This window comes from Sphingomonas sp. (assembly GCF_036269755.1).
In the GTDB taxonomy this organism is placed as follows: Bacteria; Pseudomonadota; Alphaproteobacteria; order Sphingomonadales; family Sphingomonadaceae; genus Sphingomonas.
On the sequence record NZ_DATBDV010000004.1, the window covers coordinates 166,660 to 178,709 of the forward strand.

The following is a 12,050-nucleotide window of genomic DNA, read 5'->3' on the forward strand; positions in this document are numbered from 1 at the left end:
TTTTCGGCGCGGATAAGGAGCTTTTAGGCATGTTTTCGGGGTCGATCCCGGCTTTGGTCACGCCGTTCGCGGCCGATGGTGGATTCGCCGAGGATGCCTTCCGCGCGCTGGTCGAATGGCAGATCGAGGAGGGATCGGCGGGGCTGGTGCCGTGCGGCACCACGGGGGAAGCGGCGACTCTCACCTATGACGAGCATTTCGGCGTCGTCCGCGTGTGCGTCGAGCAAGCGGCCGGGCGTGTGCCGATCCTGGCGGGTGCCGGCTCGAACGACACCCGCGTCGCCATCGCCAATCTTCACGCCGCCAAGGCCGCGGGCGCCGACGCCGCGTTGATGGTGCCGCCGTATTACAACCGCCCGAGCCAGGAAGGCATCTTCCGTCATTTCGAGGCGATCGCCGCGGAAACCCCGCTGCCGATCGTTCTGTACAACGTCCCCGGGCGCACCGTGACCGACATTCAGCCGGCGACGATGGCGCGGATCGTCAAGGCGTTTCCGGGCGTGTTCATCGGGGTCAAGGATGCGACCGGCAATCTCGGCCGCGTGACCGAACAGCGGCTCGGCTGCGGCGACGAGTTCGTCCAGCTTTCGGGCAACGACGAGACCGCGCTGGCGTTCAACGCGATGGGCGGGGTGGGGTGCATCTCGGTCACCGGCAACGTCGCGCCGCGGCTGTGCGCCGATTTCCAGGCGGCGTGGGCGACGGGCGACATCGCGCAGGCGCGGGCGCTGCACGACCGGCTCTACCCGCTGCACCTCGCGATGTTCACCGACGCTTCGCCCGGCCCGGTCAAGTACGCGCTCGGCAAGGTCAAACCCTACTGGCCGCTCCACCTCCGCCTGCCAATGACCGAGGCGGGAGAGATGGCGCGCGCGGCGGTCGATGCGGCGATGACTCAAGCGAGGATTGGATCATGAACCTCCTGACACGCCATCTCGCCGGCCTCGCCGATTTCAACGGGCGCGAGAACCGGCAGCCGTTCTGGCTGTGGATGCTCATCGTTTATGCCACTCAGATGGTGGTCGGCACGATCGTGATGATCCCGATGATTGTGTCGACGTTCCATCGCTTGGCGCCGATGATGCAGGGCGATCCGCACCGCTTCGACGAGCACCCGGAACTGGTCAGGCAGATCATGTCTCAGGTCATGGTGCCGATGATATCAAACATGATGACCTATCTGACGATCGCCGCGATCGTGATGATCGGGCTGGTCGCGGCGGCGGTGGTGCGGCGCCTGCACGATGGCGACCATTCGGGTTGGTGGGCGGCACCGATATTCGCCTATCAGCTGGCGATGCCGTTGATCTACGCCGCAGCCCTGCCGAAGTTCTTCGCGGCATTTCCGGCGATCCGACCCGGCATGTCGCCCGATCAGGTGAATGCGGCGATGGCGCCGGCGATTCAGTCGATAGCGTGGGTGTCGCTGCTGGGCACTATCGGATTTCTCATGCTGATCGTGCTGATCGTCGTGCTCGCACTCAAGGGCACCGAGGGTCCCAACCGCTACGGCGACGATCCGCTGCTGCACTGACGCTTCCCTTGCGCGCGGCGGCCCCCTACATGCCGCGCTCCCATGCCGCGTCCCAAACCCGCCACGTTCGACAAGAAGAAGATCGTCGCCGAGAACCGGCGCGCGCGGTTCGATTATGCGATCGATACGACCTATGAGGCCGGCATCGCGCTGACCGGCACCGAGGTGAAGTCGCTGCGCTTCGGCGAGGGATCGATCGCCGAAAGCTATGCCGAAGTGACGGCCGACGGCGGGGTGTGGCTAATCAATTCGAACATTCCCGAATTCAGCCACGGCAACCGCTTCAACCACGAGCCCAAAAGGCGGCGCAAGCTGCTGCTCCACGAACGCGAGATCAACAAGCTCCACGGCGCGGTCGCGCGCGAGGGCATGACGCTCGTTCCGCTGATGATCTATTTCAATTCGCAAGGCCGCGCCAAGCTGGAGCTCGCGCTCGCCAAGGGCCGCAAGGCGCACGACAAGCGCGAGCATATCAAGGAACGCGACTGGAAGAAGGAAGCCGGCCGCATCATGCGCGAGCGCGGCTAGGCCGTAGCGTCGGTCGGCGATCGGCCATGCGTCTCGGGCGATTGACTGGGCGTATCACTGGCGTAGAACACGCTGCGTCATAGAGGGGGCGGCGGCGAGTCTTCGCGCGATCGGCTTCCATCGTCAGCGAGAGGAATACATCCGCATGAAGCCGCTTACGCTCGCCTTGCTTGCCGCGACCGGATTGGGCAGCATCGCGGTTGCACAATCGGCCGCTCCCGCCGCGACTGCCGCCAAGCCGGCGTTCGGCACGTTCGGGTTCGACGAAGCCGGGATGGACAAGTCGATCGTCCCCGGCGACGATTTCTACGGCTTCGTCAACGGCACCTGGGCGCGCAACACGGCGATCCCCGCCGACAAGTCGAGCTTCGGCGCGTTCGAGCAACTCCAGGATCTGTCCGACCAGCGTACGCGCGGGCTGCTCGAGTCGGCGGCTGCCAATCCCAATTCCAAGATCGGTCGCGCCTATTCGACCTTTCTCGATACCGCGACGATCGAGGCCAAGGGCCTGGCGCCGATCAAGCCGTGGCTCGGCAGGATCGCGGCGCTGCAGTCGAAGGACGGCTATGCGGCTTTGCTCGTCGAAGCCTCGCGCGGCGGCGTCGGCACGCCGTTCGGCAGCGGCGTCACGCAAGATGCCAAGAACCCCGACGTGTATACCGTGTCGCTGCGCCAGTCGGGGCTCGGCATGCCCGACCGCGATTACTATCTTAGCGCCGATCCCAAGCTGGCCGAGGCGAAGGCGGCGTATGTCGCGCACATCGCCAAGATGCTGACGCTGGCGGGCGAGGCGAATGCCGATGCGCGCGCGCAGGCGATCGTCGATTTCGAGACCGCGATCGCAAAGGCGAGCTGGACCCGGATCCAGAGCCGCGACGCGGACAAGACCTATAACAAGATGACCGTCTCCGAGCTCCAGGCATCGGCACCCGGGTTCGACTTCGCGACCTATTTCAAGGCGAGCGGCGTGCCGGTCGACACCGTGATCGTCGGCCAGCCGTCCGCCATCACCGGGATCGCCGCGCTGATCGGCTCGACGCCGCTTGAAGTCCTCAAGGATCAGTTGCTCATTCGCAGCCTGGATGGCTACGCCGACGTGCTGCCCAAGGCATTCGACGAGGAGCAATTCCATTTCTACGGCACCGTCCTCAACGGCACGCCGCAGCAGCAAGTGCGGTGGAAGCGCGCGGTGCAGTTCACCAGCGGTGTGCTGACCGACGACGTATCGAAGGTCTATGTCGCCAAATATTTCCCGCCCGCGACCAAGGCCGCGGCGGACTTGCTGGTCAAGAACATCATCGCCGCGATGAACGTGCGGATCGACAAGCTCACCTGGATGTCCCCCGAGACCAAGGTCAAGGCGCACGCCAAGCTTGCCGCGTTCACTCCGCGGATCGGCTATCCGACGCAATGGCGCGATTATGCCGCGCTCGACATCGTCAAGGGCGACGCGTTCGGCAACGAATGGCGCGCCGCGCAATGGGCATACGATTACAACCGCGCCAAGTTCGGCAAGGCGATCTATCGCTGGGAATGGGGCATGACCCCGATGACGGTGAACGCGCAGGCCAACCCGACGTTGGTCGCGATCACCTTCCCGGCGGCGATCCTGCAGCCGCCGTTCTTCGATCCCAACGCCGACCCGGCGATCAATTATGGCGGGATCGGCGCCGTGATCGGCCACGAGATGAGCCATCACTTCGATGACCAGGGATCGAAGTTCGACCTCCACGGCAAGCTCACGCAATGGTGGACTGACGCCGATGTCGCCGCGTTCAAGAAACTGAGCGGCGACCTCGTCGCGGAATACGATAAGTACGAGCCGCTGCCCGGCTTCCACGTCAAGGGTGCGCTGACGCTCGGCGAGAACAGCGCCGACCTGGCGGGGTTGAATGCCGCGTACGACGCGTATCACCGCTCGCTTGGCGGCAAGCGGGCGCGCGTGATCGGGGGCTATACCGGCGACCAGCGATTCTATCTCGGCTGGGGGCAAGTGTGGCGGCGCAACTATCGCGAAGCCAATTTGCGTCAGCGCCTGCTGACCGACCCGCACAGCCCCAACGACGCGCGCGCCGACATCGTGCGCAACATGGATCCGTGGTACGCCGCGTTCAACGTCCAGCCGTCGCAAAAGCTCTTCCTGGCGCCCGACCAGCGCGTCCGAATCTGGTAATTTCTCTCCAAGCAAGGATCGCCAACGACATGAAACCTTTCGCCTTCGCACTGCTCGCCGCGACCGCCCTTGGCGGAGTCGCGGTGGCGCAGCAGACGCTCGCCGCCGCGCCCGCGGACAAGCCCGCCTTCGGCACCTTCGGATACGACGAGGCCGGAATGGATAAGGCGGTCGCGCCCGGCGACAATTTCTACCTGTTCGCCAACGGCACCTGGGCGAAGAACACGCCGATCCCGGCCGACAAGTCGAATTACGGCGCGTTCAACCTGCTGTCCGACCTGTCGGAGGAGCGGACCAAGGGCATCCTCGAAACCGCGGCTGGCGATCCCAACTCGAAGATCGGCACGGCCTATTCGACGTTCCTCGACCGCCCGGCGATCGACGCCAAGGGCATGGCGCCGATCCAGCCTTGGCTTGCCAAGATCAAGTCGGTCGACAAGGCCGGCTATGCCCGGCTGCTGGCCGAAGCGTCGGAGGGCGGTATCGGTGGTCCGTTCGGCGCCTATGTCGGCCAGGACGACAAGAACCCCGAAGTCTACGCGCTTGGCGTGAGCCAGTCGGGCCTCGGGCTCCCCGATCGCGATTACTACCTCTCGACCGACGCGAAGCTCGCCGAGGCCAAGGCTGCGTATCAGGCGCACATCGCCAAGGTGCTGACGATGGCGGGCGAGGCGAATGCCGATGCACGCGCCAAGGCGTTGGTCGATTTCGAAACGGGGATCGCGCAGGCCAGCTGGACTCGCGTCGACAGCCGCGACGCCGACAAGACCTATAACAAGATGACCGTTGCCGACCTCCAGAAGGCGGCGCCCGGGTTCGACTTCGCGACCTATTTCCGCGGGCTCGGCGGCAACGTCGATACCGTGATCGTCGCCCAGCCGACCGCGATCACCGGCATCGCCAGGCTCGTCGCCGACGCTCCGATCGGCGTGCTCCAGGACCAGCTGATGGTGCGCAGCCTCGATAGCTATGCCGACGTGCTGCCCAAGCAGTTCGACGACGAGCAGTTCGCATTCTATGGCAAGACGCTGTCGGGCACGCCCGAGCAGGAAGCGCGGTGGAAGCGCGCGGTGCAATTCACCACCGGGTCGCTCGACGACGAGGTCAGCAAGATCTACGTCCAGAAATACTTCCCGCCGGCGACCAAGGCGGCGGCCGACAAGCTGGTTCACAACATCATCGCGTCGATGGGCGATCGCATCGACAAGCTGACCTGGATGGCGCCCGAGACCAAGGTCAAGGCGCACGCCAAGCTCGCCGCTTTCACGCCCAAGATCGGCTATCCGTCGAAGTGGAAGGATTTCAGCGCGCTCACGATCACCAGGGGCGATGCGTTCGGCAACGAATGGCGCGCCAACCAGTGGCAGCACGATTACAATTTCGGCCATCTCGGCAAGCCGCTGCAGCGCTGGGAGTGGGGGATGACCCCGATGACGGTCAACGCTTATGCCAATTTCGGCATGGTCGAGATCGTCTTCCCGGCCGCGATCCTGCAGCCGCCGTTCTTCGACCCCAACGCCGACCCGGCAGTCAATTATGGCGGCATCGGCGCGGTCATCGGCCACGAACTGTCGCACCATTTCGACGACCAGGGCGCCAAGTACGACAAGACCGGCAAGCTCGGCCAGTGGTGGACCGATGCGGACGTCGCGGCGTTCAACAAGCTCGAGGCGAGGCTGTCGGCCGAATATGACGCGTACGAGCCGCTGCCGGGGATGCACGTAAAGGGCGCGCTGACGCTCGGCGAGAACTCGGCCGATCTGGCCGGCCTGTCGGTCGCCTACGACGCCTATCACAAGACGTTGGGCGGCAAGGCGGCGCCGGTGATCGACGGCTTTACCGGCGACCAGCGCTTCTACCTCGGCTGGGCGCAGGTGTGGCGGCGCAGCTATCGCGAGGCGACGCTCCGTCAGCGGCTGCTGACCGACCCGCACTCGCCCAGCGAGCAGCGCGCGAACATCGTGCGCAACATGGATCCCTGGTACGCGGCGTTCAATCCGCAGCCCGGGCAGAAGCTGTATCTGGCGCCGGACCAGCGCGTGCGGATCTGGTGAGCCGGAACGGCACGCAGATAGCACTATCTGCGAGACCGTGAACGGCCGGCCGGCGCGGCATCGCCGCGTCCGACGGGGCGGGATTCACTCCCGCCCCGGCCATCATCGTCATCGCGCTTGACCTGTGCCGCCACCCCGCCACAAGGGCCTGCAATGGCCTCGCGTCCCGCTCCCTTCCTTCAGCCGACCCCCGGCCAGCGCCAGGCGCTGATCGTCGCTGCGGCGTGTGGGGCCGGCGCGGCGGCGATCGCGTTATTGATCCTGCACAGTCCGCCCGTCGCCGCCGGGTTTGCCGCCGCGATGCTGTTGCTGATCGGCGGCGCCCTGGTGTGGTCGCGCTTCGCCTCGTCCACCGCTGAAACCACCCCCGATACCGACTGGAGCATCGCGAGAACGCTCGCCGCCGCCAGCGACGACGCGCTCGCGGTGACCGATCGCGCCGGCCGATTGGTCTGCGCCAACGAAAGATATCGCGCGCGCTTTGGCGGCTATCCGACGCCGCCCGGGCTGCCGCTCGACGGCAGCGGTGCCGCCGACCTCGCCAGCGCCGGCCGCACCGCGTGGCGCGATGGCGCGGCCGAGCTCGACCGCGTGCTCAGCCGCGGCGCGCCGCTCGGCGTGCGGATCGAGCGCGCGGGGGAGGCCGAGGACATGCTCGTCTGGCGCTTCCACGAAGCGCAGGGCTCCGACCTCGCGACCAACGTCCAGGCGATCGTCGCCGGACCGACCGGTGACCGGCTCGCCGCCGCCGGGATCATGGCGGCGTTGGTCGCGCCCGACGGCAAGCTGCTCGCCGCCAACCGCGCGCTTCGCGAACGGTCGATGGGACATGAGGAAAGCGTCGTCGTCGGACGTGACTTCGCTCGGTTCCTTACCGCCGACGCGCAGGGCCAGGTCCGGTTCGAGCGCGAGGGCGCCAAAGGCAATCCGTTGCGCATCCTCCAGATCCCGTTCCTCGAAGGCGACGACGCGCCGATCCTCGTCGCTTTGCTCGACGAGGAGGAAAGCGGCCAGCCTGCGATCGGGGCGTCCGCCGCCGCGCACGTCAAGAGCCTGATCTCGCTGCTCCCGGTCGGGCTCGCCTTGGTCGATCGCGACGGGCGCTTCGTCCAGATGAACGACCCGTTCGTTCGCGCCGCCCAAGTCGATCCCGCGCACCCGCCGCTCTATCCCGGCGACCTCGTCGTGCGCGAGGACAAGGCCGCGGTGGCCGACGCGATCCGCAAGTTCGCCAACGGCGCGACGCACTCGACCGACATGGCGATCCGCCTCAAGAACCATCCCGACGAGCCGGTGGCGCTGACCATCGCCGGCGCGCGCGGGCTGGGCGACGCCGCGGTGCTGCTCAGCCTCAAGGACAATGGCGAGGAAACGCGGCTCAAGCGCGAGGTGGCGCAAGCGACCAAGATGCAGGCGGTCGGCCAGCTCGCCGGCGGCGTCGCCCACGATTTCAACAACATCCTGACCGCGATCATCGGGCATTGCGACTTGATGTCGATGCGCCATTCGCCCGGCGACAGCGATTACGACGATATCCAGCAGATCAAGGCCAACTCCAACCGCGCCGCCAGCCTGACCCGGCAATTGCTCGCTTTCTCGCGCCAGCAGACATTGCGCCCGCAAGTGCTCCAGCTGCCCGACGTCATTTCCGAAGTGTCGCAATTGCTCAAGCGGCTGATGGGCGAAACAGTGAAGCTCGAGGTACGCCACGGCCGCAACCTCGGCCCGGTTCGCGCCGACCCCGGCCAGCTCGAGCAAGTCGTCGTCAATCTCGCGGTCAACGCGCGCGACGCGATGCTGGCGAAGGACCCGCACGGCGGCGGCACGCTCACCATCACCAGCCGCGCGATCACCGCCGCCGAGGTTCGCAAGCTCGGCAACGACATCCTGCCCGTCGCCGATTACTCGCTGCTCGAAATCGCCGACACCGGGGTCGGCATTCCGCCCGATATCCAGGCCAAGATCTTCGAGCCGTTCTTCACCACCAAGGAAGTGGGGAAGGGGACCGGGCTCGGCCTTTCGACCGTCTATGGCATCGTCAAGCAATCCGGCGGCTACATCTTCGCCGACTCGCGCCCGGGGCAGGGCGCGACTTTCACGATCTATTTCCCGGTCCACACCGCCACCGCGCCGCAAACCGCGCGCGCCGCGCCCAAGGATAAGCCCGCCGACCTGTGGGGCAGCGGCACGATCCTGCTGGTCGAGGACGAGGACATGGTCCGCGCGGTTGCGGAGCGCGCGCTGGTCCGCCAGGGCTATACCGTGCTCACCGCCGAACACGGCGAAGCGGCGCTCGAACTGCTCGCGGGCGGCGCGCAGCCCGATCTGCTCATTTCCGACGTGGTCATGCCGACGATGGATGGCCCGACGATGGTTCGCCACGCGCGCGAGCGGCACCCCGATTTGCCGATCCTGTTCATGTCCGGCTACGCCGAGGAGCAGCTTCGCAAGTCGATCGACCTCGACCATGTCGCGTTCCTGCCCAAGCCGTTTTCGGTGCAGCAACTCGCCGAAGCCGCGCGCGACGTGCTTGCCGCGACGCGCAACGACTGACAAAGGGCGTTTGATGAGTATCGAGCGTGTCCTGATCGTCGAGGACGAACCCCTGATCGCGATGATGCTCGAGGATTTCCTCGAAATGCTCGGCAAGCAACTGGCCGGCACGTGCGACACGGTCCAGTCGGCGCTCGCGACGATCGCCGACGAGCGTCCCGACGCTGCGATCCTCGACATCAACCTGTCGGGCGGCGAGAAGAGCTGGGCGGTCGCCGACGCACTGGCGGCGGCGGGGATTCCCTTCGTGCTGTCGAGCGGAGGCGATGAAGTGACCGACGGCCACGCCGATCGGCCAAGGTTGACCAAGCCGTACACGATGGACGGAGTCGAGAAGGCGTTGGCGGCGCTGGATACCTGATTCCCCTCCCTGGAAGGGAGGGGCGTTTAGGTTAAGCAATCCGCTCCGGCACCGCAGCCGCATCCGCATCCAGCGAGGTCTGCGGCGCGACCGCTTCCCAGGGGAACACGAACCAGTCCTTCCGCTCGCGCCGGTCGATGACCTCGGCACGATATTCTACTCGCTCGCTCGACTGGCTGTTGTCGAGCAACGTCGCGAACCGCACGCCATCGGCAACCGCGCCCGCGGCCGCCAGCGCCGCGCGCAGCTTGCCGATCGTGGCGCCGGTGTCGTTGATGTCGTCGACGAACAGCAAGCGTTCGCCATCGCGCGTCCGCGCCGCCAGCCGCACCAAAGGCGCGTCGGAGAAATCCTCGACCTTGGACGAGTGATCGACCGACAGCATCGGCAGGCCGGTCGCGTGGCTGAGATATACCGCCGGCGCGAGCCCGCCGCGACCGATCCCGATGATGAAGCTCGGCGTCCAGCCGTCCGTCGCGATCGCCGCGGCGAGCGCGTGGACCTGATCGACGAATTCCTCGTGCGCGATCGGGGTGAAGATCGGCATCAGGCGTGTCCTCCGGCATAGGCATCGAGCCGCGCGAGGTGCGCCGCCACTTCGTCGTCGGTCAGGAACGAGCCGAGGAACGAATTTCGCGCGAGCATCACCAAATCGTCCTTGTCGAGCCCGCGCGCTTCCGACGCCGCCCGGAAATTCTCGCCGATATAGCCGCCGAAATAGGCCGGATCGTCCGAATTGATCGTCGCGCGCAGCCCCAGCTCGAGCATGCGGTCGATCGGATGCTCGTCGATCGACGCGACGTTGCACAATTTGACATTCGACAATGGGCACACCGTCAGCGTCATTCCCGTCCGCGCCAGCCGCGCGGTCAGCACCGGATCTTCCAGCGAGCGATTGCCATGGTCGAGCCGATCGATGTCGAGCAAGTCGAGCGCCTGATAGACGTACTCCGGCGGCCCTTCCTCGCCGGCATGCGCGACCAGCCGCAGCCCCTTCGCCCGCGCCTCGGCGAACACGCGCGCGAATTTCTCCGGCGGGTGACCGACTTCGGATGAATCGAGTCCGACCCCCGCGATCCGGTCGAGCCACGGCTCGGCTTGTCGCAACGTCTCGAACGCCGCTTCCTCGCTCAGGTGACGCAGGAAGCAGAGGATGAGCTTCGACGTCAGCCCGTGCTTCGCCTCCGACGCTGCCATCCCCGCGAGCAGCCCCTCGACCACCGTCGCCATCGCGATGCCGCGGTCGGTGTGAGTTTGCGGATCGAAGAAAATCTCCGCGTGCACCACGCCGTCCGCTGCCGCGCGATCGAAATAGGCGATCGCCAGGTCGCGGAAATCGGCCTCGGTCTGGAGCACGTTCGCGCCGGCATAATAGATGTCGAGGAAGTCCTGCAGGTTGGAGAAATTATACGCGGCGCGGACCTCGTCGACCGACGCGAACGGAATCGCGACGCCGTTGCGCTCGGCCAGCGCGAACATCAGTTCGGGTTCGAGGCTACCCTCGATATGGAGGTGAAGCTCGGCCTTGGGCAGGCCGGCGATGAAGGGGGTGAGGTCGGTCATCTGCTACACATTGCCGGTCGCGCCGCTCAGGACAAATTATTTTCTGTTCCACACTTGTTCTCCTGGAACAAATCGGATACGAACACCTTCATGATTGACGCGGACGTGGTTCGCATTAGGCGATGGAGGCACCCAATGGCGGCATCTTTGAAGGTCATCGACAATCCTATGGCACTGAGCAGCGACAAGACTTCCGGCGAGCGCGCCAAGGCGCTCGAAGCTGCGCTGGCGCAGATCGACCGCGCGTTCGGCAAGGGCTCGGCGATGAAGCTGGGCTCGAAGGAGGCGATGCAGGTCGAGACGATCTCGACCGGTAGCCTCGGGCTCGACATCGCGCTCGGCGTCGGCGGGTTGCCGCGCGGGCGCGTGATCGAGGTTTATGGCCCGGAAAGCTCGGGCAAGACGACGCTCGCGCTCCACGTCATTGCCGAAGCGCAGAAGAATGGCGGCACCGCAGCGTTCGTCGATGCCGAACATGCGCTCGACCCCGTCTACGCCAAGAAGCTCGGGGTCGATATCGACGAGCTGATCGTGTCGCAGCCCGACACCGGCGAGCAAGCGCTCGAAATCGTCGATACGTTGGTGCGATCGAACGCGATCGACGTGCTCGTGATCGACTCGGTGGCCGCCTTGGTGCCGCGCGCGGAGATCGAGGGCGAGATGGGCGACAGCCATGTCGGCCTCCAGGCACGGTTGATGTCGCAGTCGTTGCGCAAGCTGACCGGCTCGATCAGCCGCTCGCGCTGCATGGTGATCTTCATCAACCAGCTGCGCATGAAGATCGGGGTGATGTACGGCAATCCCGAGACCACGACCGGGGGCAACGCGCTCAAATTCTATGCCAGCGTCCGCCTCGACATTCGCCGCACCGGGCAGATCAAGGATCGCGACGATATCGTTGGCAATGCGACGCGGGTGAAGGTCGTCAAGAACAAGGTCGCGCCGCCGTTCAAGCAGGTCGAGTTCGACATCATGTACGGCGAGGGCATTTCGAAGATCGGCGAGATTCTCGACCTTGGCGTCAAGGCCGGATTGGTCGAGAAATCGGGCGCCTGGTTCAGCTATGACAGCGTCCGCATCGGCCAGGGCCGTGAGAACGCCAAGCAGTTCCTCAAGGAAAATCCAGAAATGGCCGATCGACTCGAGCGCGCGATCCGCACGCGGACCGACGCCGTCGCCGAGGAGATGATGGCCGGACCGTCGGAAGACGACGATCTCTGAGCGCTTGTCGGACCGATTGGTTGCTGCATTGCAACCAATCGCACCGTGCAGCGTTAACCTTTT

General features: G+C 65.8%; 10 protein-coding genes. 8 read left to right on the top strand and 2 right to left on the bottom strand.

All coding sequences use genetic code 11. The features are described from left to right. The first annotated feature begins 29 nt into the window (after positions 1–29). The 7 genes from dapA to VH326_RS03245 all read left to right on the top strand — a co-directional run bounded on the left by dapA (position 30) and on the right by VH326_RS03245 (position 9,203). Positions 30–917 (top strand): 4-hydroxy-tetrahydrodipicolinate synthase, encoded by an 888-nt coding sequence (dapA, locus tag VH326_RS03215; RefSeq protein WP_329630352.1) that lies wholly within the window; start codon positions 30–32, stop codon positions 915–917. After that, positions 914–1,534, top strand: coding sequence for a DUF805 domain-containing protein (locus VH326_RS03220; protein ID WP_329630353.1), 621 nt, complete (start codon positions 914–916; stop codon positions 1,532–1,534). Before dapA ends, VH326_RS03220 begins: the two co-directional genes overlap by 4 nt. 42 nt (positions 1,535–1,576) lie before the next feature. Beyond that, the gene (gene smpB / locus VH326_RS03225) at positions 1,577–2,062 is read left to right on the top strand and encodes an SsrA-binding protein SmpB (RefSeq protein WP_329630354.1); all 486 of its coding nucleotides are present in this window, start codon (positions 1,577–1,579) and stop codon (positions 2,060–2,062) included. Between the two features lie 145 nt (positions 2,063–2,207). Further along, complete coding sequence (locus VH326_RS03230) at positions 2,208–4,235, top strand: M13 family metallopeptidase (RefSeq protein WP_329630355.1); 2,028 nt, start codon at positions 2,208–2,210, stop codon at positions 4,233–4,235. Between the two features lie 29 nt (positions 4,236–4,264). Then, a complete protein-coding gene (locus VH326_RS03235; protein WP_329630356.1) occupies positions 4,265–6,289 on the top strand; it encodes a M13 family metallopeptidase in 2,025 nt (674 codons plus the stop codon). A 153-nt stretch (positions 6,290–6,442) separates the two neighbouring features. Beyond that, on the top strand, positions 6,443–8,842 hold the full coding sequence (locus tag VH326_RS03240) for a hybrid sensor histidine kinase/response regulator (RefSeq protein WP_329630357.1): 2,400 nt from the start codon (positions 6,443–6,445) through the stop codon (positions 8,840–8,842). Between the two features lie 13 nt (positions 8,843–8,855). Next, positions 8,856–9,203: a response regulator gene (locus tag VH326_RS03245; RefSeq protein WP_329630358.1), complete on the top strand. Its 348-nt coding sequence runs from the start codon at positions 8,856–8,858 to the stop codon at positions 9,201–9,203. A 31-nt stretch (positions 9,204–9,234) separates the two neighbouring features. On the opposite strand, the gene VH326_RS03250 is transcribed toward VH326_RS03245, so the two are convergent. Beyond that, complete coding sequence (locus VH326_RS03250) at positions 9,235–9,750, bottom strand: phosphoribosyltransferase (protein WP_329630359.1); 516 nt, start codon at positions 9,748–9,750, stop codon at positions 9,235–9,237. Beyond that, positions 9,750–10,766: an adenosine deaminase gene (locus VH326_RS03255; protein WP_329630360.1), complete on the bottom strand. Its 1,017-nt coding sequence runs from the start codon at positions 10,764–10,766 to the stop codon at positions 9,750–9,752. The genes VH326_RS03250 and VH326_RS03255 overlap by 1 nt, the downstream gene beginning before the upstream one ends. 135 nt (positions 10,767–10,901) lie before the next feature. Here VH326_RS03255 and recA point away from each other — a divergent pair, with 135 nt between their 5' ends. Beyond that, positions 10,902–11,987: a recombinase RecA gene (recA, locus tag VH326_RS03260; RefSeq protein ID WP_329630361.1), complete on the top strand. Its 1,086-nt coding sequence runs from the start codon at positions 10,902–10,904 to the stop codon at positions 11,985–11,987. Positions 11,988–12,050: the final 63 nt, after the last annotated feature.